The organism is Rhodococcus sp. NPDC059969, from assembly GCF_042738325.1.
GTDB lineage: Bacteria > Actinomycetota > Actinomycetes > Mycobacteriales > Mycobacteriaceae > Rhodococcus_F.
In genome coordinates, this window is record NZ_JBHWUF010000008.1 from 313,083 (window position 1) to 335,984 (window position 22,902).

The 22,902-nt window shown below is 63.0% G+C and carries 22 protein-coding genes; 9 read left to right on the plus strand and 13 right to left on the minus strand.

All coding sequences use genetic code 11. The annotated features are described in order from the left end of the window. Window positions 1-3: 3 nt before the first annotated feature. The 4 genes from ACFWAD_RS22310 to ACFWAD_RS22325 form a co-directional block, all read right to left on the minus strand. Entirely contained in the window at window positions 4-855 is an 852-nt protein-coding gene (locus tag ACFWAD_RS22310; RefSeq protein ID WP_283307006.1) for an ABC transporter permease, read from the minus strand. Window positions 856-919: 64 nt separating this feature from the next. Beyond that, complete coding sequence (locus ACFWAD_RS22315; protein ID WP_003945687.1) at window positions 920-1,684, minus strand: ABC transporter permease; 765 nt, start codon at window positions 1,682-1,684, stop codon at window positions 920-922. Between the two features lie 513 nt (window positions 1,685-2,197). Then, the gene (locus tag ACFWAD_RS22320) at window positions 2,198-3,115 is read right to left on the minus strand and encodes a 3-oxoacyl-ACP reductase (RefSeq protein WP_317551499.1); all 918 of its coding nucleotides are present in this window, start codon (window positions 3,113-3,115) and stop codon (window positions 2,198-2,200) included. 109 nt (window positions 3,116-3,224) lie between these two features. Further along, the gene (locus ACFWAD_RS22325; RefSeq protein ID WP_007734330.1) at window positions 3,225-3,416 is read right to left on the minus strand and encodes a ferredoxin; all 192 of its coding nucleotides are present in this window, start codon (window positions 3,414-3,416) and stop codon (window positions 3,225-3,227) included. Window positions 3,417-3,681: 265 nt separating this feature from the next. On the opposite strand from ACFWAD_RS22325, the gene ACFWAD_RS22330 reads away from it, so the two are divergent. The 3 genes from ACFWAD_RS22330 (at window position 3,682) to ACFWAD_RS22340 (ending at window position 7,690) form a co-directional block, all read left to right on the plus strand. Further along, window positions 3,682-4,863, plus strand: coding sequence for an acyl-CoA dehydrogenase family protein (locus ACFWAD_RS22330; protein WP_003945878.1), 1,182 nt, complete (start codon window positions 3,682-3,684; stop codon window positions 4,861-4,863). 12 nt (window positions 4,864-4,875) lie between these two features. Beyond that, window positions 4,876-5,997: an acyl-CoA dehydrogenase family protein gene (locus ACFWAD_RS22335; RefSeq protein WP_378547772.1), complete on the plus strand. Its 1,122-nt coding sequence runs from the start codon at window positions 4,876-4,878 to the stop codon at window positions 5,995-5,997. 61 nt (window positions 5,998-6,058) lie between these two features. Continuing rightward, complete coding sequence (locus ACFWAD_RS22340; RefSeq protein ID WP_378547775.1) at window positions 6,059-7,690, plus strand: long-chain-fatty-acid--CoA ligase; 1,632 nt, start codon at window positions 6,059-6,061, stop codon at window positions 7,688-7,690. 9 nt (window positions 7,691-7,699) lie between these two features. On the opposite strand, the gene nagB is transcribed toward ACFWAD_RS22340, so the two are convergent. From nagB to ACFWAD_RS22385, 9 genes are read right to left on the minus strand one after another with little or no spacing between them, the layout of a single operon-like run. After that, window positions 7,700-8,479, minus strand: coding sequence for a glucosamine-6-phosphate deaminase (nagB, locus tag ACFWAD_RS22345; protein WP_378547778.1), 780 nt, complete (start codon window positions 8,477-8,479; stop codon window positions 7,700-7,702). Window positions 8,480-8,489: 10 nt separating this feature from the next. Next, on the minus strand, window positions 8,490-9,659 hold the full coding sequence (locus ACFWAD_RS22350; RefSeq protein WP_378547781.1) for an N-acetylglucosamine-6-phosphate deacetylase: 1,170 nt from the start codon (window positions 9,657-9,659) through the stop codon (window positions 8,490-8,492). After that, window positions 9,656-10,339 (minus strand): SGNH/GDSL hydrolase family protein, encoded by a 684-nt coding sequence (locus ACFWAD_RS22355; RefSeq protein WP_378547784.1) that lies wholly within the window; start codon window positions 10,337-10,339, stop codon window positions 9,656-9,658. Before ACFWAD_RS22355 ends, ACFWAD_RS22350 begins: the two co-directional genes overlap by 4 nt. Window positions 10,340-10,344: 5 nt before the next feature. After that, window positions 10,345-11,052 (minus strand): N-acetylmannosamine-6-phosphate 2-epimerase, encoded by a 708-nt coding sequence (locus tag ACFWAD_RS22360; protein WP_378547787.1) that lies wholly within the window; start codon window positions 11,050-11,052, stop codon window positions 10,345-10,347. Next, entirely contained in the window at window positions 11,049-11,978 is a 930-nt protein-coding gene (locus ACFWAD_RS22365; protein ID WP_378547790.1) for an ROK family protein, read from the minus strand. Before ACFWAD_RS22365 ends, ACFWAD_RS22360 begins: the two co-directional genes overlap by 4 nt. A 1-nt stretch (window position 11,979) precedes the next feature. Continuing rightward, window positions 11,980-12,909 carry a dihydrodipicolinate synthase family protein gene (locus tag ACFWAD_RS22370; RefSeq protein ID WP_378547793.1) on the minus strand — a complete coding sequence of 310 codons (930 nt, stop codon included), beginning with the start codon at window positions 12,907-12,909 and terminating at the stop codon, window positions 11,980-11,982. A gap of 46 nt (window positions 12,910-12,955) precedes the next feature. Continuing rightward, window positions 12,956-14,014, minus strand: coding sequence for a Gfo/Idh/MocA family protein (locus ACFWAD_RS22375; protein ID WP_378547796.1), 1,059 nt, complete (start codon window positions 14,012-14,014; stop codon window positions 12,956-12,958). Further along, on the minus strand, window positions 14,011-15,006 hold the full coding sequence (locus ACFWAD_RS22380) for a Gfo/Idh/MocA family protein (RefSeq protein ID WP_378535223.1): 996 nt from the start codon (window positions 15,004-15,006) through the stop codon (window positions 14,011-14,013). Before ACFWAD_RS22380 ends, ACFWAD_RS22375 begins: the two co-directional genes overlap by 4 nt. Beyond that, window positions 15,003-16,061, minus strand: coding sequence for a Gfo/Idh/MocA family protein (locus ACFWAD_RS22385; RefSeq protein WP_378547799.1), 1,059 nt, complete (start codon window positions 16,059-16,061; stop codon window positions 15,003-15,005). The genes ACFWAD_RS22380 and ACFWAD_RS22385 overlap by 4 nt, the downstream gene beginning before the upstream one ends. 275 nt (window positions 16,062-16,336) lie before the next feature. On the opposite strand from ACFWAD_RS22385, the gene ACFWAD_RS22390 reads away from it, so the two are divergent. From ACFWAD_RS22390 to ACFWAD_RS22415, 6 genes are all read left to right on the plus strand, one after another. Beyond that, complete coding sequence (locus ACFWAD_RS22390) at window positions 16,337-17,962, plus strand: ABC transporter substrate-binding protein (protein ID WP_378448958.1); 1,626 nt, start codon at window positions 16,337-16,339, stop codon at window positions 17,960-17,962. 43 nt (window positions 17,963-18,005) lie between these two features. Continuing rightward, window positions 18,006-18,965, plus strand: a complete 960-nt coding sequence (locus ACFWAD_RS22395) for an ABC transporter permease (RefSeq protein ID WP_020906304.1) — start codon at window positions 18,006-18,008, stop codon at window positions 18,963-18,965. Continuing rightward, window positions 18,965-21,043, plus strand: a complete 2,079-nt coding sequence (locus ACFWAD_RS22400) for a dipeptide/oligopeptide/nickel ABC transporter permease/ATP-binding protein (protein ID WP_378547844.1) — start codon at window positions 18,965-18,967, stop codon at window positions 21,041-21,043. Before ACFWAD_RS22395 ends, ACFWAD_RS22400 begins: the two co-directional genes overlap by 1 nt. Continuing rightward, window positions 21,040-21,858: an ABC transporter ATP-binding protein gene (locus ACFWAD_RS22405; protein ID WP_042449495.1), complete on the plus strand. Its 819-nt coding sequence runs from the start codon at window positions 21,040-21,042 to the stop codon at window positions 21,856-21,858. The genes ACFWAD_RS22400 and ACFWAD_RS22405 overlap by 4 nt, the downstream gene beginning before the upstream one ends. Window positions 21,859-21,918: 60 nt before the next feature. Beyond that, window positions 21,919-22,656: a FadR/GntR family transcriptional regulator gene (locus ACFWAD_RS22410; RefSeq protein ID WP_007734278.1), complete on the plus strand. Its 738-nt coding sequence runs from the start codon at window positions 21,919-21,921 to the stop codon at window positions 22,654-22,656. Window positions 22,657-22,723: 67 nt separating this feature from the next. Further along, entirely contained in the window at window positions 22,724-22,879 is a 156-nt protein-coding gene (locus ACFWAD_RS22415; protein ID WP_230814877.1) for a hypothetical protein, read from the plus strand. Window positions 22,880-22,902 lie beyond the last annotated feature (23 nt).

Sequence of the window (22,902 nt, forward strand, 5' to 3'; positions counted from 1 at the left end):
CGCCTATCCCGACAGGTTGAAGTTGCCGGACCCGCCGTAGATGGCGAGTGAGATGAGCAGGGTGACCGTGACGACCGCGATCAACGAGGCGCGCACTGCGTTACCCACCGCGACGCCGACGCCCACCGGGCCACCGGTTGCGTTGAAGCCGTAGTAGGTGTGGATGAGCATGACGGCCAGCGCCATGACTATCGCCTGAGCGAACGACCACAGTATGTCCGTGGGTATCAGGAAGGTCGTGAAGTAGTGGTCGTACACACCGCCGGACTGGTTGTAGAGGAACACCGTCGCAAAGCGGCTGGCGACGAACGACGCGATCACCGCCAGTGAGTACAGCGGGATGATGGCGATCATGCCGGCCATGACGCGGGTGCTGACCAGATACGGAATCGACGGGATCGCCATCGTCTCCAGGGCGTCGATCTCTTCCGATACGCGCATTGCACCGAGCTGCGCGGTGGAACCGGCGCCGATGGTCGCGGCGAGGCCGATTCCGGCGATGACCGGCGCCGCGATGCGAACGTTGATGAAGGCGGCGAAGAAGCCCGTCAGTGCTTCCACACCGATGTTGCCGAGCGAGCTGTAGCCCTGAACGGCGATGGTTCCACCGGTGAACAGTGTCAGGAAGCCGACGATCACGACTGTGCCACCGATGACGGCGAGGGCGCCTGTACCCATGCTGATCTCGGCGATAAGTCGCAGAGTTTCACGCGGATAGCGCATCAGCGCTTTGGGAGCGTGACCGAGAGCCTTCGCGAAGAACAGCGCTTGATCACCGATGCTGTCGATACCGCGAGAGATCGATCCGATCTGTCGACGTGTGCGCGGGAAGCGTCCCGCTGCGGCCAACGCCATCAGATCTCCTCCCGTCCGTCGTTTGTCGTTCTGTCCACTTCGGTCTCTCCGACTGCCGTGTGCCTCATCCGGCCGTCAACTTGATACCGATGGTCGTGATGAGCACGTTGACGACGAAGAGCGCCATGAATGCGAACACGACGGTCTGGTTGACCGCGTCCCCGACGCTCTTGGCGCCACCCTTGACGTTGAGTCCGAGGTAGGCCGCAACCAGGCCGGCGATCATGCCGAACAGTCCGGCTTTGACCATGGAGAGCATGAGCTCACCGAATCCGGTGAGCAGCGTGATGCCGTTGACGAAGGCGCCGGGGTTAACGTCCTGGATGAACACGGAGAAGACGAAACCGCCGAGGATGCCGATGGTGCAGACAAGTCCGTTGAGGAGAAGTGCCACTCCTGTCGACGCGAGCACCCGGGGAACGACCAACCGGTGGATCGGATTGATACCGAGCACCTTCATGGCGTCGATTTCTTCGCGAATGGTTCGGGCCGAGAGGTCCGCGCAGATGGCGGTCGCTCCAGCGCCGGCGACGATCAGCACGGTGACGATGGGGCCGACCTGCGTGACGGTACCGAGGGCGGCTCCGGCGCCACTGAGGTCGGCTGCACCGATCTCGCGCAAGAGAATGTTGATGGTGAAGCTGACCAGCACCGTGAACGGGATTGCGACCAGCACCGTCGGCACCATCGAGACTCGGGCCACGAACCAGGCCTGATCGATGAACTCTTGACGCTGGAAGGGGCGGGAGAAGACTGCCCGCAAGGTTTGGGCGGACATCTGAAAAAAGCCACCGACCGCTCGTAATGGCACCTCGACGAGGTCTACCATTCGCCCTCCTCGTCCTTGGTTGCCGCAGTACTGTCTGTTCTCATAGTCCAGCCCCCGACAGCTTGTGACTCAGGTCATATTAACTAGAACGTGTTCACCTGTCAAAAACAAGTGTCCAACTCTAAGAAGTAGCCTCGCGGCGCCGAACCGAAACCCGAAGATTCAGAACGAGGAAAGCATCCCTTTTTGGTGGGATTGTCGCCGAAATATCCTGGAAATTAATACTTTTGACTGATCCGCACTTCTCGGCCCCTGGACCGAAATTCGGCTTTCGATACTTGCTCCGGCCGCCGGGTCGATGCGATATCGCACCGCTCACGGGAATGCAAAATTGGAACACAGTCCAGTTTTTTCGAGACCGCTGGTCTCATTGCAGAACGCAGGCAGAGCGCCGCGCCCACCGACTCGTGAACACGCTATTTCTACCAAGAACTGGACACGTAGAGCCGTTTATGTGCGAACAACGGCTCTACGTGTCGCGGACGCTGATCAGCCCAGCGCCCTGCGCGCCGATCAGCCCAGCGCCCGCAGGGCCGCTGACGCCGAGAACATCTTTGCCGGGTCACGGTCTGCGAAGTAGTCACCCATCACCGCGGACAGGGCTTCCGGAGACCAGGAATCTCCGTCTGCGTCGAACCTCTGCTCGACGACGGGCGCCGCCATCAGTGCAACCATCGGGCCGTACACCACGAATACCTGGCCGTTGACGGCGTCGGCCGCCGGTGACGCCAGGTACGAAACGAGCGACGCCACGTGCTCGGGTGAGAGCGGATCGATACCGTCGGTCGGTGCGTCACCGAACACGCCTTCGGTCATCGACGTCCTCGCCCGCGGGCAGATCGCGTTGGCGCGAACGCCGTAGCGCGAGAGCCCACGTGCGGCCGACAACGTCAGCGCCGTGATTCCGGCTTTTGCAGCGCCGTAGTTGGGCTGCCCTTCCGGTCCGAGGAGGCCCGCCTCCGAAGAGGTGTTGACGATGCGCCCGTACACCGGCGCACCGGCTTCCTTGGATTTCGCCCGCCAATAGGCAGCGGCGTTGCGGCACAAGAGGAAATGGCCTCGAAGGTGAACCTCGAGTACCAGATCCCAGTCTTCGTCGGACATGTTGAACAGCATCCGGTCACGCACGACGCCGGCATTGTTGACGACGATGTCGACGCTGCCGAACTGCCCCTGCGCTGCTTCCATCAGTGCATCCGCAGTGGAACGCTCACCGACGTTGCCTGCCACGAATTCAACCTTGGCGCCGAGGCCGCGGATCTCCTCGAGCGTTGCTTCGACGGCCTCGTTCGGTGCCAGGTCGTTGACGACCAACGACGCACCGGCCTTCGCCAGACCGATGGCCTCGAACTTTCCGAGCCCCGATCCGGCACCGGTCACGATGGCGACCTTGCCTTCGAGACTGGTTTCTGGGCTGTTCACAGCATTCATCGAAGCGCTCTCCCGGTTCTCTGCGGTCGTGTGTCGAGTTACCCGGCTCGATTGCCGTGACCCACGAGTTCGCAACTTTAGAACGTGTTCTTGTTTTGGGCAACCATCGTCACGGATGTTCGGTCAGCGCCGCGCGCGGGCATTGAGCGATCGCGGAACGGACATCCTCCCAGCGATCCTCCGGCGGGCGCACAGAACTGATCACGAGCTCCTCGTTGTCGTCGAGGTCGAAAATATCGGGTGCGATCCCGACGCACACACCGTTTGCCTCGCAACGGTCCAGATCAACCCTGACCTCCATGGCGATTCCTCTTCTCTATTCACAACTACTGGCACGAACACGGATACGAAACGAGTGCCGCAGGGCTGTGCCGCACACCGTTCCTGGCGATAACACTAGAACCTGTTTCAGTCGTGTGCAATGATTCGAAAAAGTACCGAGAACGGACGTCGAACGATCCGCTGGACACAGCGAAGGCGCCCCTTGTCGCCGATGTACGCATCGATAGAACCTGTGTCAATCGAATGGTTGGCGCTTTGATTCGTATCTCTATGGAGAGGTAACCATGCACATCACCTACACCCCTGAGCAGCAACAGCTCCAGGAGGAGTTGCGTGCCTACTTCGCACAACTGATGACTCCCGAACGGCGTGAAGCACTCGCCGCCACGACGGGTGAGTACGGCGAAGGCAATGTGTACCGCGAAGTCGTCGCGCAGATGGGCCAGGACGGCTGGCTCACCCTGGGTTGGCCGAAAGAGTACGGCGGACAGGAACGCTCCGCGATGGACCAGCTGATCTTCACCGACGAAGCTGCCATCGCCGGTGCGCCCGTGCCGTTCCTGACGATCAACTCCGTAGCACCCACAATCATGCATTTCGGCACGGACGAGCAGAAGGCGTTTTTCCTGCCCAAGATCTCCCGCGGTGAGCTGCACTTCGCGATCGGGTACTCCGAGCCCGAGGCCGGTACCGACCTGGCGTCGCTGCGCACGTCGGCGGTCCGCGACGGTGACGACTACGTCATCAACGGGCAGAAGATGTGGACCAGTCTGATCCAGTACGCCGACTACGTGTGGTTGGCGTGCCGCACCGATCCGGAAGCCAAGAAGCACAAGGGAATCAGCATGCTGATCGTCCCCACCACGGCAGAAGGCTTCTCCTACACCCCGGTGCATACCATGGCCGGCCCCGACACCAGTGCTACCTACTACCAGGACGTGCGGGTCCCGGCGTCGTCGATAGTCGGCCAGGAACACGGCGGCTGGGCACTGATCACCAATCAGCTCAACCACGAGCGCGTTGCCCTCACCTCGGCCGGACCGATTCTCACCGCGCAGCGTGAGGTCCGCGAGTGGGCACAGAACACCAAACTGCCCGACGGCCGACGCATGATCGACCAGGAATGGGTGCAAATCAATCTGGCGCGTGTACACGCCAAAGCCGAGTACCTGAAGCTGATGAACTGGGAAATTGCCTCCGCAACCGACCACGCTCCCGGTCCGGAGGCGGCGTCGGCCAACAAGGTGTTCGGTACCGAATTCGCCACCGAGGCTTACCGCTTGCTGATGGAGATCCTCGGATCCTCCGCCACGATCAGGCAGAACTCCCCCGGCGCTCTTCTGCGTGGCCGCATCGAACGTATGCATCGTTCTTCGCTGATCCTGACGTTCGGCGGCGGTACCAACGAAGTGCAACGCGACATCATCGGAATGACAGCTCTGCGGCTTCCCGCATCGAAGCGATAAGGACCCACGATCATGGAATTCACCCTTACCGAGGCCCAGCAGGACCTGTCCGGACTGACACGATCCGTCGTCACCGAACTGGTGACCAACGACCGCCTTCGTGAACTCGACGCCGCCGAAGACCGTTTCGACGCCATCTTGTGGAACGCTCTGGCCTCGGCCGGCGTTCTCGGCGCGGCGTTGCCGGAGTCGGTCGGCGGAGACGGATTCGGTGTCCTCGAGCAGTGCAGCATCCTCGCCGAACTCGGACGCGGCGTCGCAGCCGTTCCGTTCCTGACGTCCATCGTCGGGTCCGCCGCAGCGATAGCGGAATTCGGCTCGGACAAGCAGCGAGACGAATGGGCGAGCGCTGCCGCCGCCGGCGAGAAGATACTCACCGCGGCCCTCGCCGAGGAATACAACGACGACCCGGCCCACCCGATCACGCGCGCGGAGAAGACGGCTGACGGTTGGCGGATCGACGGTGCCAAGATCACCGTCGACAGTGCCCCGCTCGCAGATCTTTTCCTGGTCCCCGCGATCACCGAGGACGGTGTCGCGGTCTTCCTCGTCGAACCGTCGGATGCAGGCGTGAGCGTCACCAGGCAGTCGACCACCGATTTCTCGAGTGCGGGTCTCGTCGAATTCGATTCGGTGCAGATCCCGGCCGATCGTGTTCTCGGCTCGGTTGCCCAGGGATCCGACATCGCAGCATGGATCGTCGAACGAATCCAGCTCGGTTCGAGCGCCTACCAGTACGGGGTGCTCGATCAAGCGCTGAAGCTGACCGCCGAATACGCCACCGAGCGTGTGCAGTTCGGTCGTCCGATCGGTAGTTTCCAGGCTGTCGCCCAGCGCCTCGCCGACGGGTACATCGACGTCAAGGGCGTTCGTCTGACGCTGTGGGCTGCCGCGTGGCGACTGAGCGAAGGACTTTCGTCCGACGGCGCTGTACAGACGGCCAAGTTCTGGGCCGCGGATGCGGGACACCGCGTCGGGCACACTGCGGTTCACGTTCACGGCGGTGTGGGTCTGGACGAGGACCACCCGGTTCACCGCTACTTCCTCGCTGCCAAGCATCACGAGTTCCTGCTCGGCAGCGCCACCGATCAGCTACGGGCACTGGGCAGGGAACTCGCCGCAGTCCCTGCCTGAACGAGTCCCACCGAGTGGAAATCCATGACCCGGTCCGAGACGAATCGATGATGATGCAGCTATGAGTCAGAGCCCCACTGTTTCCGATCTACTCCTCGGAGTCAGCGAGATCGACGACCGCGGCATCCGTTTCGAGGACCAGGTCATCTCCTGGCGCGAGCACGTTCAACGCTCGTTCGATCGAGCAGCGCTGCTGGACACGCTGCTCGATCGAACGCGACCCAGGCACTTCGGTCTTCTGATGGAGAACGTCCCGGAGTTCTCACTACTGCTCGGCGCGGCATCGTTCTCGGGTTCGGTTGCAGCCGGACTGAACACGACCAGGCGCGGACCGGCACTGGCGCGGGACATTGCGCTCTCCGACTGCCAGGTGATCTTCACCGAGAACAACCAGGCACACCTTCTCGACGACGTCGATCTCGGTGGCGTCCGGGTGATCAACGTGGATTCTCCGGCCTGGACGGAGTTGTTGGCACCCTTCGCCGATACGCCGGCCTACGCGTCGACGGCGCAGCCCGACGATCTGTTGATGCTCATCTTCACCTCCGGAACCAGCGGTGATCCCAAAGCGGTTCGCTGCACGCACCACAAGTTGGCCTCGCCTGGGGTCATGCTTGCCGATCGCTTCGGCCTCGGCGCCGACGACGTCGTCTACATGGCGATGCCCATGTTCCATTCCAACGCCATGATGGCGGCGTGGACGGTCGCGCTGCACGCTCGTGCGGGAATTGCCATGCGACGCAAGTTCTCCGCTTCAGGTTTTCTGCCCGACGTCCACAAGTACGGGATCACGTACTCCAACTACGTCGGAAAGCCGTTGTCCTTCATCGCGTCCACCCCCGAGGTGCCGAACGAGCGGGACAACACCTTGAAGATCATGTACGGCAACGAGGGTTCGGCTCCCGCCGTCGCCACCTTCGTCCGACGTTTCGACGCCCGCGTCATCGACGGATTCGGTTCCACCGAGGGCGGCATTTCGATCTCCGCCGCACCGGTTCCGCGGACCGGCGCCCTCGGACTGCTCCCGGACGGGGTCAAGATTCTTGATCCCGAGACCGGCGCACCCTGCCCGCCTGCAGTCTTCGACGCCGACGGCCGGATCACCAACGCCGACGAGGCAACCGGTGAACTGGTCAATGTCACCGGTCCAGGCACGTTCGCCGGGTACTACAAGAACCCGGAAGCCGACGCCGAGCGAATGCGCAACGGCCAGTACTGGAGTGGCGATCTGGCGTACACCGATGGCGACGGCTACGTCTACTTCGCCGGCCGCAGTTCCGGTTGGCTACGAGTGGACGGCGAGAACATCGGCGCCGCACCCATCGAACGCTCCCTGGTCGGTTACCCGGGCTTCGCGCAGGTTTCCGTGTACGCGGTCCCCGACAGCGACGTCGGCGACCGCGTCATGGCGTCGGTGATTCCGGTCGGCGACGTCGACAATTTCGACCCGGTCGCGGTGGCCGAATACATCGATTCCCGGCCGGAACTCGGGCCGAAGCAGAAGCCGACCTTGATCCGCGTCTGCAGTGAGTTCCCGCGAACGGCAACGTTCAAGGTGGTCACCCGAACGCAGAGCGCCGAACGCTGGAACACCTCCGATCCGGTGTGGATCCGCCGGCGCGGTGAAGCCGACTTCCAATTGCTCACTCCCGAAATGGCACTCGGCCTCGAGAAGACGCGAGAGTCGGTCTAACCCGATCGGTCAGTAGTGCTGAGCAAGCGGTTTGTGCGCCGACACCGTTTTGTAGAACTCGGTGAGCCGAAGCTGTGATGCCGCTGCCTCGTCGATTACCACCGTCGCGTGTGGATGCAGTTGGAGGACCGATGCCGGGCACACCGCGGCCAGAGGCCCCTCGACGGCAGCGGCAATCGCAGCGGCCTTGTGCTCGCCGGTCGCGATCATCACCAGATGATTTGCTTCGCAAATAGTTCCGAGGCCCTGGGTGATCACGTGCCGTGGTACGTCGCCCGGACTCTCGAAGAATCGGGCGTTGTCGGTTCGAGTCTGTTCGGTCAGCGTCTTGACCCTGGTCCTCGAATTCAGCGAGGACGTCGGTTCGTTGAAACCGATGTGACCGTTGCCGCCGATACCGAGAAGTTGAACGTCCACCGGACCATTCGACGCAATCGCACGGTCGTAAGCTGCCGCGGCGGCAAATGGATCCGGTGCGGTTCCGTCTGGGCTGAATACTCTTGCCGCGTCCAGGTCCAGGTGATTCACCAGCTCGGTGCGGATCACCTGGGCATACGACTCCGGGTGGTCTGCGGGTAGGCCGACGTACTCGTCCAAGAGGAATGCCTGCAGGCCGGCGAAACTCAAACCGTCGTCGCGGTGTCGACGCGCAAGTTCGCGGTACACCGAGAGCGGTGACGATCCTGTCGCCAGGCCCAAAGTCCTTGCGCCTGAATGCACCGCGTGCTCGAAGATGTCGGCAACAACAGTGCCGGCCGCCTCTGCACTGTCGACAATGACAATTTCCATCGGTTAATCCTCAGCTTTCGGTGTAGTTCATGAGCCAGGTCCCAGCGGCCATGACGGCGCGGGTTTCAAGTTCGGGACCGGTGACGATCAGATCGGCGCGGCAACCCGGCACGAGATCGCCAACGACTCCGGTCAGCCCCACCAGCGAAGCAGGTGTTGCCGTTGCAGCAGTGACGGCCGAAAGCAGATCGACGCCTGCGTGATTGACGGCTCTGCGGACTATGTCCATCAACCGATTCGTCCCGCCTGCGATGGCAGTCTCACCCTGGCCGGCCAATCGCGCCACACCACCGACCACGTCGACGTCGAGAGGCCCGAGTGGGTAGCGGCCGTCGGGCATACCGGCGGCAGCCATCGCGTCGGAGACCAACGCGATCTGATGCGGACCGACCAGATCGAACACCGTCGCCACCGTCTCGTCGGCGAGATGTACTCCGTCCCCGATCAACTCGACCACCATCTGTCCTTTCGCGGCCGCGGCAAGACATGCCGCCACTGCGCCGGGAGCGCGATGATGCATCGGCGCCATTCCGTTGAACAGGTGAGTGGCACTCAGCGGTGCATGCGCCGAGTGTGCGATCGAACGCGTCGCGATCGGGTTGGACGCATCCGTGTGTCCGATACTCACGACGGCCCCGTGACGCTCCAGCAACGAGGCAAGTTCGTCGAAGTGTGCTGTCTCGGGAGCGATCGTCATCGAGCGGATGTGCCCGCGGCCGGCTTCGAGCAGCGACTCCAGCAGAGCCGGGTCGCCATCGAGGATGCTGTCGGGATCCTGGGCGCCGCAGCGCAGTACCGAGAGGAACGGACCTTCCAGGTGAATTCCGGCCAACGTGCCCTTGTCCACCAGTGTCGCCAGGAGTTCGATGCGACTGCGCAGGATCTGCGGCGGCGCGGAGACGAGAGAGCCGATCACCGAGGTTGTGCCGTTCGCCCGATGATGATCGGCGGCCACGGTTGATCCGACCTCGTCTGCCTCGGGGAAACCGAAACCACCGGCGCCGTGGCAGTGAACGTCCACGAGTCCCGGGATGATCGTTGTTCCGGGCGCTGCTCGCTCGGGTATCGGGTCGGTTCGCTGTGAAGCTGGTCCGGCCCACACCACACGATCGCCGGAGATCTCGACGACTCCGTCCGAAAGAAGTCGACCACCGGTCACCAACTGTCCACGAAGAATCACGACATCACCTGAGGTACCACGGGAACCTCGGTATCCGCGATCGACAACTCGCGAAGCACTGCGTCCGCAAGCACGTAGTGCCCGTGCTCGTTCGGATGGAACGCGTCGGCCAGGAGTGCCGGTGGTGGACCCTCGGGAGAATGGGCCGACCACTGTGCGTAGTGGTCGACGAACACCACGCGCGTCGAGACTGCTACTTGCCGCGCAACCTCGACGTACCGAACCAACCCCGCTCGGGTGGGAGCGTTCTCGACGTCGATCGGTGGCGGCGTCTGCAGAATCGGCACCGCACCGATCGCTCGCGTCCGAAAGATCGTGTCCGAGAGATCGTCTCGAAACCGATCCAGTCCTTCTTCGCCGTCCAAGGCGTCATTCGTTCCGAGCATGATCAACACCACCGAGGGTTCGAACACCTCGATGCGGTGCGCGAAACCCGCACGCACATCGGAGGATCGGTTGCCGCTGACTCCGGTGTTGACCAGGATGTGGTTGAACAAGGAGAGTTCACCGCGGATGCGCTCGGCGCAGTGTTCGACGTAGCTTCGGTGGCCGTCGGTGTGCGTCAATCCCTGAGTGATGCTGTCGCCGGTGAAGACCCATCGGATCGGCGTCGAGGAGTCGCCGAGCAAAGCTTCGAGTCGAATCCGTTCAGCAGTCGTGGACTTCAGAGCCTTCGACATCGGGTTCATCCCCTCTGCCTTTCAGTGCCCGATACTGCCGCTGCGAACTTCGACGTGATGAACGCCGGATCCGTGATCGCAGTTCCGACAACCACCGAGTCGGCACCCAGGGCGATGGCGCGTGCCGCATCCTCCGGGCTGTGGTAGCGCCCTTCGGCGATGAGGATCGCATCTGGAAGTGACTGCCGCAGTTCGGAGATCAGCTCCAGGTCCGGACCTGCCAGCCGTCTGCTGTTCTCGGTATATCCCGCGAGTGTGCTGGAGATGATGTCGGCGCCCGCTGCGGCGGCAGCGATGCCGTCTTCGACCGTTCCGCAGTCTGCCATGACGAGACCGCCGCGATCATGGACCGCGGCGACGGTGTCGGCAAAGGTCAGCCCGTCCGGGCGAGGTCGCAGTGTGGCATCGGCAGCCACGATCTGTGCACCGGTATCGACGACTTCGAGAGCTGATTCCCTTGTCGGTGTGATGAATACACCTTCCGTGCCGATCTTCGTCAAACCGATCACCGGCACCTTCACTGCCGACACGACTGCGGCTACATCCGGGGTTCCCCCCACACCGCCGCAGCGGATCGCCACTGCTCCGCCGTCGACCGCGGCGCGGGCCATCCTCTCGATGGTCCCGGTGTCACGCAAGGCATGGCCGTGTCCGGCCTGACAGGACACGATCAGCTTTCCGCTGATGATCGTGAGCAACTCTTCGACAGTCACGGTGTTACCTCGATTCGTGTTGCGGCGGCCAGGAGCGCAGCACCGACGAGCGGCGCATCGGTGCCCAAACGTGCAGGAAGAATGGCGGTTTCGGCTATGGGACCCATCGCTTCCACCCGGAAAGCGGACGTCAGAGGCGACAAGAAGTCGGCTCCGATCTGAGCTGCACCGCCGCCGACGACGATCACCTCGGGATCGAATGCGGTGGCGACCCCGGCCAGAACGCGACCCAGCAGAGTACCGGCGTCGGTGATCACGGCACGGGCGATCGGATCGCCGGAGTGCATGAGTGCCACTACTTTCTGCAACGGTTGAGTGGGCGTACGCGTCCGCGCTGCGTACTCGGCTGCCATCGCCGGGCCAGACGCGACTGCCTCGAGGTGATCGGTTCGGCCGCAACCGCAACCTATCGCCCCGGAGACCGGAACCAGCAGATGGGCAAGCTCTCCGGCTGTTCCGTGGGCACCGTGGTACAGCTGCCCGCCCACGGTCAACGCGCCACCGATTCCGGTACCGATCGAGACGAACAGTGCAGAGGTTCGACCGCGACCGGCGCCGATCATGTTCTCGCCGTGGGCCATCGCGCGCACGTCGTTGTCCACCGTCACCGGTAGGCCTGAGTGTGCCTCGAGTTCTCCACGAACCTCGGCGCCACTCCATCCGGACAGAATGTCGGAGGCGAAGACGACGCGGCCACGCACCCGATCGATGATTCCCGGTGCACCGACTCCGATTCCGGCTACCGTGTGATTCGCCCTCAGACGGTCGATCAACGCGGTAGCGGTCCCGAGAACGGCTTCCCTACCCGCCGTCGGTGTTGCCGCACGAACGGTGTCGATCACGTCTCCGTCGGACGTCACCACCGCAGCAGCCACTTTGGTGCCGCCGATGTCGATACCGATCCATCGCTTCTGCCCAGATGTCATGTCAGAGGAGCCCGGCCTGTTCCAGAACGACCTTGATCGTTGCGGTCTCGGACTCGTCGAGCGAGAGCATCGGGGCGCACATCGTATTGCCGGTGATGACGCCGCGCAGGGCCAGAGCAGTCTTGAACGCGCCCAGACCCGCGGCACCGGCGCTGACGCGACCCGCCGTCGGCGCCTCGACGATGGAGAACAGATCGGTGAGTCGATCCTGTTCGGCCTTCGCCGCGGCCCAGTCTCCTGCCTGCGCAGCGCGCCACAGTCGCACGTAGCCGTGTGGGTCCACGTTGGCCAGGCCGGGCACTGCGCCCGAGGCACCCATCAGCAGGCATCCGTCGACGACTACCTCGTGCCCGGTGAAGACGGCGAAGTTCTCGAGCCCGGCCGACTGACGAAGCAACATACGGAAACTGACGTCGTCGCCGCTCGAGTCCTTCACGCCGGCGATGACTCCCTCGCGGCCGAGCTCGACCAGCATGGCCGGGTTGAGCTTGCTGTGGACGCGAACCGGAACGTCGTAGGCGAACAGCGGAAGATCCACTGCGGCATGGATGGAGCGGAAATGTGTTGCTGTCTCGGCTGCGTCGGTGATCGCGTAGAAGGGCGCCGTCGCGACGATGGCATCCGCGCCCGCTTCACGCGCCTGCTCTGCAACGGCGATGACCCGGTTGGTGGTCATGTCGTTCACTCCGACGAGGACCGGTACCTGGCCGCCGACATGCCCGATCGCCGTCTGCACCACCTGGGCACGCTGAGCGTCGGTGAGGTAACCGACCTCGCCCGAGGAACCGAGGACGAACAAGCCGTCGACTCCGGCCTCGATCTGCAGTGAGAGCAGACGTTCGAGGGACTTGGTGTCGACCTCGCCCTCGAGCGTCAGGGGTGTGACGATCGGCGGGACGATTCCGCTGAAGGTAGTGGTTTCCGTGCTCATGGGGTCTCCATATGTTGGTTGTCGGATTGAGTTGTGGGTGCGGCTGTCAGGGAGAAACGGAGACCGGCTGACCGCTCGAGGCGGACAGATAGGCAGCATCGATCACGCGCATCGACGCGCGGGCGTCTGCCACGGTGTAGTCGGGTGCGGTCCGTGTGGGAAGTCGATCGAGCAGGTGAGAGAGAAAGCTCGACACCGCGTTGTCGGAACCGAAGCCGCCGATGGGTAGTGCGGTCACGTCTCCCGAGGATGCGAAGTGGGTCACCGCGGGTTTGTCGTCGTCGGAACTCGCGTATCCGTGGGAGCCGAGGACCCGAACCGTCGCGGTATTCGCGCCGAAACCCGGTGCTGCGGGAATTCTTCCGACGGTCACCGTCGCGGTGACGCCGTTTTCCAGGGCGAGCGAGATCAACGCCGTGTCTTCGACGCCGAACTGCTCGTGGGCCCCGCCGTAGAGAGTGCTCGTTTCGGCATATACCTCGGTGACGTCCAAGCCGGTGAGGTACCTGAGGTAGTCGGCAGCGTAACCGGCGAAGTTCACTACTTCTCCCCCGCCGGACAGCGCGGGATCCACCACCAGTTCGGGACGCTCCACCGAGGTGGCGAAATGTGTTCCGCTTGCGAGGAACTCGATGTCCACGTGGCGCGGCAGCCCGAGGTTCCCGGCATCGATCCAGCGGCGCAGTCGCCGTAACGCAGGTGAATGAGTGCGGTTCACCACCGTACAGATTCGACCGTTCGACCGTGCGGCTTGCTGAACCGCCGCTGCCTCCGCCTCGTCGATGCCCACCGGCTTGTCCACGAGGACGTCGAGTCCCGCGTTCAATGCGGCAATCGCAAGCCGTGCATGCCTGGTCGGCTCACTGCAGATGATCGCCAGGTCTATCCGTTCGGGGTCGAGCAGCTCGCCTAGTTCGTCGATCCACTCGATGTCTGCGGCCTTTGCCATCGCGATTCCGTCCTCACGAATCCAATCGGGGACCGAGGATTCGTCGGAGGCCCCGACCAGGCTCACTCGAGGATCGGAACGCAACAGGTCCGCATAGGAGCCGGCATGCCTGACGCCGCTGACAAATCCGACGCGGATCGAACCGGTGCCGGTCATTGGTTTTCTCCGATCGAGACAGCGCGGCCGGTGTCGAGCGATTGCTGGGCAGCGACGGCAGTCGCGAGAGCTGCACGCACCTGCCAGTTCTCGACTATCGGGGTCGCGGAACCGTCGAGAGTGGCGATCCAGTGGCGCATCTGATGCGCCATCGCATCTTCGATCGACGACGGCGGCGCGTTGGTCGTGTCCGTCATCAGTCCCGGGTCGTCTCCGGTGTCGTGCGCGAGTGTGCCGGAAGTCCCGGACACCACGATCCGGCGCACCATCTTTCCCGATTGTGGTAGTGCGTATGCCAATTCGATGAGCGCCAGTGATCCGTCCTCGAAGCGGACAGTCAGATGGAAGCTGTCGTGCACGGGCATCCCCGCCGCGAAAGTCGGGAAACTACGAGCGAACACGCGGATCGGACGACGACCGATCAGCCACGTCACCAAGTCGAGTGCGTGAGTTCCGTTGTGAACGGGGTGACCACCCGAGCGTGCCTTGTCGTGTTGCCAGCCTCGCCAACCTCCGGGCCAGACGTGGCCGGTGTACCAACTGAGGTGGATCAACCGGGGGTCGCCGATAGCGCCTCGAGCAACCGAGTTTCCGATCGAGGTGATCGACGGCTGGAATCGTACGGTCTGTCCGACCATCAGTGAGGTGCCGCCACCTTCGGTGGCCTCGACCATGGCGTCGAAGTCCGCGACTGTCAGCGCGGCCGGTTTCTCCACGTGTACATGCTTTCCCGCGCGACCGGCGGCGATCGTCACCGGCGCGTGGTCGGGAGTGGCCCCGACGACGTTGACCGCGTGGACCGTCGGGTCTGCAAGAATCTTCGCCAGATCGGTACTGGCCTTCGCGCCTGGAGCCAACGCCGCGACCGATGCCGCCCGGTCCATGTCACTGCCGAATACGTAGGCGAGCTCGACCGACGGGATGCGCGCCAGAGCGCTGACGTGGTCCCGCGCGATTCCTCCGCTCCCGATGACGGCTACGCGCACGGTCACTTCGCACGTCCCGACAACGCTGCCGGTTGGCCGCCACCGAGTCGTACCTGTTCGGCGACGACGAGTGCGCGTTCGCGTGCGTATGTCAACGGTGAGTGGGGATCAGCCTTGCCGTCGAGAACTGCTGCCATCTCGTCGATTTCGTGGCGAATCGCAGCCTGCATCCACAACGAGGATCCTCCGTTGCCCGAGTTGTACTTCTGCGCCATGCTGGCGGAGTCGATCAAGGATTGGTTCTCGGCGTCGACGTCGAAGATCGGCCACGACTCTCCGACCTGTCCCCCGCGCAGTCGGCTAACCCGGCCGGTGTGGAAGTCCGCGTGGACCGAGCCTTCGGCGGCATTGACCGTCAGCTCCCAGGACGAGGTGTGTGAACGCGTGGAGATGGTGTGTCTGCCGATCGCGCCGCCGGCAAACGAGACCACAGTGTTGCGGAAGCCGTCATCCGCGGTGGCGATGCTCGACACGGCAGTCACCTCGCCGCCGAGCCAGCACATCAGGTCCAGTTCGTGAATCTCGTGAGTCAGTTCTCCACCTGTTCGACTCTTGTCGAGCTTCCACCACTGTGGATCTGCGCCGCCGGTGTCGATCCATCGTGAGCGCGACGTTTCGATGGCAGCGACCTCCCCGAGTTCCCCCGAAGTCAGCAGGTCCGCCAGCCGTCGTACACCCGGCATCATCCGCATGATGTGCCCGACCATCAACGGTGAACCGCTCGCGTCGGCGCTCGCGATCATGTTGTGCGCATCGACCAGTTCGACGGCGAGTGGCTTTTCGACAAAAACTGCCTTGCCGTGTTCGAGTGCTGCGATGGCAGGTTCTGCGTGCGCGTGATTGGGCGTTGCGACGACAACGAGGTCCACGTCCGGGTGGGCAGCCACCGCGTCGTGATCGTCTGTCGGGATTGCCGAGAACTCCGCGGCGACGTCCCTTGCCCGCTCGAAGTCGCGGTCACACAGCATCGCCAGTTCGAAACGTGGATGGGCAGCAAGCTCGCGAGCGAGGGAACTACCGAAGAATCCGCAACCGACCACACCGACTTTGTATCGGGTCATGAAGTCTCCAAAGATTGGATGAGGGATGTCCTATGTTATACGGCCAGCGCCATCGGCCGTCAATTCGAGGTCGGTAACACAGTCTTCATCTATGCAGGTAGAGGCAGTATTTCCGCGTCGAAACCCGCCGAAAGGCGAAGTTGGGCGACGCGAGTTCAGAAGATTCTCTAGACGCTTTCTGATCCACAATGTAAGTTACGCAACATCGGACGTCGAACATAGGACATCCCCTATCCACTCGCCTTGATGTCCCGCTCCCCGCCTTGGAGGCCGCCTTGAAGAACGAACGACCGCTGAGCTCCGCGTTCACCCGCCGAGACCTGTTCCGGTACACCGGGCTGTTGGGAGCTGCAGCAGGTATCACCGCGACTCTCGCAGCCTGTGGCGGTGGCCCGTCGTCGACCTCGGTTGTCGGCGGTTCCGCGAGCACCGGCGATCTGACCACCGCCATCGGATACGGAAACGACCAGAGCTTCGACCCGATGCAGACTGCATCCGGTTTCCTCATGGCAGCCGTCAACCACGTCTACGAGGGCTTGCTCGAAAACGATCCCGGCACCGGTGAGACGTATGCGGCGCTCGCACAGGCTGTCCCGACCGACGCCACCGCCTCGAGCTGGACCATGAAGATCCGCGAAGGCGCAACCTGGCACGACGGCACTCCCGTCACCTCGGACGACGTCGTCTTCACCTTCGATCGCATCCTCGATCCGCAGCAGAATGTACTGATCCGCTCCTTCTTCTCCTCCTGGTTGCAGTCCGTCACCAAGGTCGACGACCAGACGGTGACCCTGAACTTCAACTACCCGTTCAGCGCTGCCGCGCAGCGTCTCTCGATCGCCAAGATCATGCCCAAGCACGTCTTCGACGGGCATTGGGACGAGGCCAAGTCCGGGGCGCTCGTCGTCGGTTCCGGTCCGTACAAGCTCAAGAGCCATACTCCCAAGAGCAACACCGCTTTCGAGGCTTTCGAGGCGTACAACGGGCCGCGTCCGGCCAACTTCGCGACCATGAACTGGCTGTCTATCGTCGACACCTCCTCACGCATCGCACGAGTCTCGGGCAATAACGCCGGTGCACAACTCGCCGACAACATTCCTGTCGCCAACGTCCCCACCCTCACCTCCGGTGGGCGCACAGTCGAGGGCAACCCGGGCATGAACCTCATGTACCTGCTCTTCGACACCACCCAGGCACCGTTCGACGACGTTCGCGTTCGCCAGGCGATGTTCTACGCGATCAACACCCCGAAGATGATCGAGATCGCCCTCGGCGGCAAGGCAGCACCGGCCTCGAGCTACCTGTACGAGCGCAACCCCGACTACGCGCGAGCGTCGACGGTCTACTCCTACGATCCGGACAAGGCGCGCTCGCTCCTCGCTGCCGCCGGCGTCAGTGGTCTCGACCTGACACTGCTCTCCACCAACGTCAGCTGGCTGGCCGACTGCTTGCCGACCATCAAAGAGTCTTGGGACGCAGTCGGATTCAACACGACACTCGAACCGCAGGACACCAGCGCCATGGTCAGCAAGCTCAACAGCGGCCAGAAGTTCCAGATCGCCGCCGGTACGTCCAACCCGCAGGCATTCGGCAGCGACGTCGACCTGCTGGTCCGCTACACGTACAGCAAGGGCGGCCTGTGGACGAAGACCTACGCCAAGTGGGACGACACCCCCGAGGCGCAGAAGATCTACGCCACCATGGACGAGGCCACCCGCGAGACCGACCCGGCCAAGCGCAGCACCCTCGTGCAGTCGTACCTGAACCAGATCGCCGAAAACGCCGTCTACTACCCGGTTCTCCATCAGGAACTCCTGACGGCGTGGGATCCGAAGAAGATCGCCGACGTCACTCCGCTGCCGTACCCCGGCGTCAACTTGCTTCAGGCGAAGCCGGCCTGACACCCGTGCGCTCGGCCGTTTCCCACAACTGAGAGATCCCCCGATGGCAAGAGTCCTCCCCATGCTGATCAGACGATTACTGATACTGATCCCCCTGATCCTCGGCATCATCGCTTTCGTCTTCATCGTGATGCAGTTCGCGCCTACCGATCCCGCAACCGCGGCGTTCAACGGCGGCAACCCGACTGCGGAGCAGTTGCAGCAGTTCAAAGAAGAGAACGGACTGCTCGATCCGCTTCCGCTGCAATACGTTCACTTCGTGACCGATCTGGTCAGCGGCAACATGGGCGACAGTCTGATTTCCGGTACCCCGGTGTTGGATTCGATCTCCACCGCTCTGCCACTGACCATTCAGCTCACGGTTCTCGGACTGGTGATCGCCATCGTGCTCTCACTGATCTTCGGTGTCACCAGTGCACTGTTCCGCGATCGTTGGCCGGATCAGGTCATCCGAGTGATCTCACTCGGTGGTGTGGCCGCACCGTCATTCTGGTTGGCACTGCTGATGATTCAGTATCTGGCCGTCCAGCTCGGATGGTTCCCCACCGGTGGCTACGTCAATCCGAGCGACTCCGTCACCGACTGGCTCTGGTACATGGCACTCCCCGCCCTGTCCCTGTCACTGCCCGTCGCAGCACAACTCACGCGCATCATCCGTACGTCCATGGTCGAGGAGTTGGACAAGGACTACGTCCGAACCGCGATCGGCAGCGGCCTGCCCTATCACGTGGTGATCGGCCGAAACGTGTTGCGTAACGCGCTGATCAACCCGCTCACCGTCCTGGGTCTACGGGTCGGATACCTCCTCGGTGGCGCTGTGGTCATCGAGCAGATCTTCGGCCTGCCCGGCATGGGTCAGCTGATGATCAACGGCGTCACCAACGGTGACCCCGCAGTCGTTCAGGGTGTTGTCATCGTCATCGCGGTCGGCTTCGTCGTCGTCAACCTCGCCGTCGACATCCTCTACCTGCTCGTCAATCCACGACTTCGGAGCGCAGCATGATGAGAAGAAAACTCACCGAGAAGCTTTCGCGACCCGGCATCACCTTTTCTCGCTTCCCCCTCTCGGCTTGGCTCTCGATGGCCGTTCTCGCGATCATCGTGCTCGCCTGCCTGTTCGCGCCGCTGATCACGCAGTACACGCCGCTAGAACAGGCGGTCGGTACCTCCGGCCCCAGCTCCGCACACTGGTTCGGACAGGACAGTCTCGGCCGAGATCTGTTCAGCCGCTTGCTCTACGGCGGACGCTGGTCACTGACCATCGGTCTCGGTTCCACTTTCCTCGCACTGTGCGCCGGCGCTCTCATCGGATCGGTGGCCGCAACGAGCCGAAAAGGCGTCGACGAGACCATCATGCGTGTGCTCGACGTGGTCATGGCGTTCCCGGGCATCGCGCTCGCTGCCGTACTCGTCGCAGCATTCGGTGGTTCGATCCCGGTTCTGATCGTCACTATCGCGTTCCTCTACACACCGATGGTTGCCCGCGTCGTTCGCGCGAACGTTCTCGCTCAGTACGGCGAGGATTACGTCGCGGCCGAAAAGGTCATCGGCGCAAGAACTTCGCACATCGTCGTCAAGCACGTCGTGGCCAACTGCGCTGCGCCCGTTCTCGTCTTCTGCACTGTCATGGTCGCCGACGCCATCGTGCTCGAGGCCAGCCTGTCGTTCATCGGCGCCGGTGTCCGTCCCCCGGATCCGTCCTGGGGCTCGGTGATCGCCGACGGCAAGAACATGGTCCTTCTCGGTGGTTGGTGGGCAACGGTGTTCCCCGGACTGCTCATTCTGCTGACGGTGCTCTCCCTCAACGTGCTCGCCGAGGGGCTCACCGACGCGATGGCCGACCCGAGCCTGAAGAAGACCAAGAAGACGCCCTCTGCACTGGAAGCAGCGCAGACCGCCGCAGCGGAGGAGACCTCCAACGAACTCGTTCTGGAGGACGAAGCGGCACTGAGCGCCGACAGCTCGGAGTTGTCCGACGACTTCGCCGACCCGAGCGTCGTGAAAGATGTTCTCGAGCCGGCCGCGGAGCCGACGCCTCTCGAAACTCACCTGAAGATCCTGGCGGAAACCGAGCGCTCTCGCACCGATCGTCTTGTGTACGAGGGCGATGCAGCGCCACTCCTCGAGGTCCGCAATCTCACGATCCGGTTCCCGGAACGCTACGGAGACACGGCGATCGTCGACAACGTGAGCTTCACCGTCCGCCCGAACGAGACGATGGCGCTCGTCGGCGAGTCCGGTTGCGGAAAGTCGCTCACCTCGCTGGCGATCATGGGCCTGCTACCCAAGACGGCAGTGGTGACCGGCGAGATCCTGTTCGACGGAGTCAACGTCCTCGAGCTGAACAACCGGGAGCGAAACAAGCTGCGCGGGCACGACATGGCCATGATCTACCAGGATGCGCTGAGTTCGCTCAATCCCGCGATGCTGATCCGCGCCCAGTTCAAGCAGCTCACCAAGCGTGGCGGTACCCGCACGGCCGAGGAATTGCTCGAACTCGTCGGACTCGATCCGGTACGCACTCTCGCCAGCTACCCGCACGAGTTGTCCGGTGGTCAGCGTCAGCGCGTCCTGATCGCCATGTCGCTCACCCGTAGTCCGCGGTTGATCGTCGCGGACGAGCCCACCACTGCTCTCGACGTCACCGTCCAGGCTCAGGTCGTGGACTTGCTCAACGACCTTCGGGAAAAGCTGGGATTTGCGATGGTCTTCGTCAGCCACGACTTGGCACTGGTTGCCTCGCTGGCCCACAAGATCACGGTGATGTATGCCGGTCAGGTCGTCGAGTCGGCCCCGACAAGCGATCTGCTCGTCGATCCCCGCCACGAATACACCCAGGGCCTTCTCGGTGCCGTTCTCTCGATCGAGGACGAAGCGCCGCGACTGCATCAGATTCAGGGAACTGTGCCCTCACCCGGAAACTTCGCGCCGGGAGACCGTTTCGCCGAGCGTTCCACTCGCCCGGACTCCGATCCCCTGCGAAAGCCGGAGATGGTCCGTATCGACGGGACCGAGCATTGGTTCGCCAACCAGTCCGCGACTCCCGCACATGCAGAATCGGAATTGGAGAGCGTGCGATGACTACAGCTGAAGCACCCATCCTGGAACTGAAGAACATTCACGTCGTCCACAAGACCCGTTCGGGATCACTTTTCAAACCCGGCACGGTTCACGCGGTCAACGATGTCAGTATCGACGTACGACGAGGGACGACGATCGGCATCGTGGGCGAGTCGGGTTGTGGCAAGTCCACTCTGGCCAAAGTCATGGTCGGACTGCAGAAACCGACGTCGGGCGACGTGGTCTTCCGCGGCCGAAGCGCTCTGACCCGGTCGGCGGGCGTTCGCAAGGAGTTCGGGCGGGCGATCTCGATTGTCTTCCAAGATCCGGCTACCGCACTCAATCCGCGAATGACGGTGGCCGACATCCTCACCGATCCACTCGACGTCCACGGCATCGGCAACCGCGCGAGCCGGACCGCCCGAGTTCGCGAGCTGGTCGGTTTGGTCGGACTCCCCCAATCTGCACTCGAAGTCATCCCGAGCCAGATCTCCGGCGGTCAGCGTCAACGTGTCGCGATCGCACGTGCACTCGCGCTCGAACCTGACGTCATCGTGGCCGACGAGCCGACGTCGGCTCTCGACGTCTCGGTGCGCGCGCAGATCCTGAACCTGCTCAGCGACATCAAGGCTCGGTTGGGGCTCGGCATGGTGTTCATCTCGCACGACATACAGACGGTGCGGTACGTCTCCGACACCATCGTCGTCATGAACGCCGGGCGGATCGTCGAGCAGGGAACGGCGCAGGAAGTATTCGACAACCCGTCGGATGCGTACACGGCCAAACTGCTGGGTGCGGCGCCCAGTCTCCTGCAACGCACCGTTGACGTGGGTTGACCAATGGAGCGGATGACCGGACATAGGATGAAGGACGTTCGTATCAGAAAAGGGGAATCGATGTCTGTCCGAAGTGGCACACAGGGCGCTCGTTTCAGCGCGCAAAACCGCATGCGCGCACTTCAGACGGACATCATGAACTTGATCCTCGAACGCAGACTCTCTCCCGGCGACCCGATGCCCACCGAGGCCGAACTGTCCGAGGAATTGGGAATCGGCCGGAACACGCTCCGGGAGGCGCTCAAGGTTCTGCAGGCCTTGGGCGTCGTCGAAATCCGTCACGGCTTCGGAATGTTCGTCGCCCCGAGCAACTTCGACGCTCTCGCCGACGGTCTGACCTTCCGTGGCCGGTTGTCCTTGCAGGGCACCGGGCACGAGGCGATGGAACTGGTCGACATTCGTCAAGCACTCGAGACCGGACTGATCGGTGCGGCGATGGCCGAGATGACGTCGGCCGACCATGCTGATCTCGACGAACTCGTCACCGGTATGGAGGTCCGTGCCGCCGCCGGGAAGAACTTCTCCGACATCGACGCGACCTTTCACTCCCGCCTGTACTCCCCGCTCGACAACCAGGTCCTCGCTCAGTTGATGGACGTCTTCTGGCAGGTGTACAGCGAGATCCAGCAGGCCATCGGGCATTCGGATACGCCACTGATCGACATCGCGTCGAAGCATCGTGCGATTCTCGACGCGATCCGTACGGGTGATGCAGTCGAGGCGGCGCACACTCTCGATGTGCACTTCGGTGGCCTGCGCGAGCGGATCGCCAGTCTTCATGCGTCCGAAGCGCAGTAATCTCGAAACACGTGATTTTGCTCCGCTGTCTCACCATCGCGCCCGTTCTTCCGGCAAAATTACGGGTATGAAGAACCCGAACCTGACGCCTTCGCGCGTTCTCGCAGTTGTCCTCGCTGCCGCCTTGGTCATTTTCGTGATCGCACGTCGCCGCGACGACGGCGTTCTCAGCCGCGGAGAATGGTTGTCGGACAGCGTCGGACCGGACGACCTCGCCGGCTGAAACGACGTATGCCCTCGACCGAA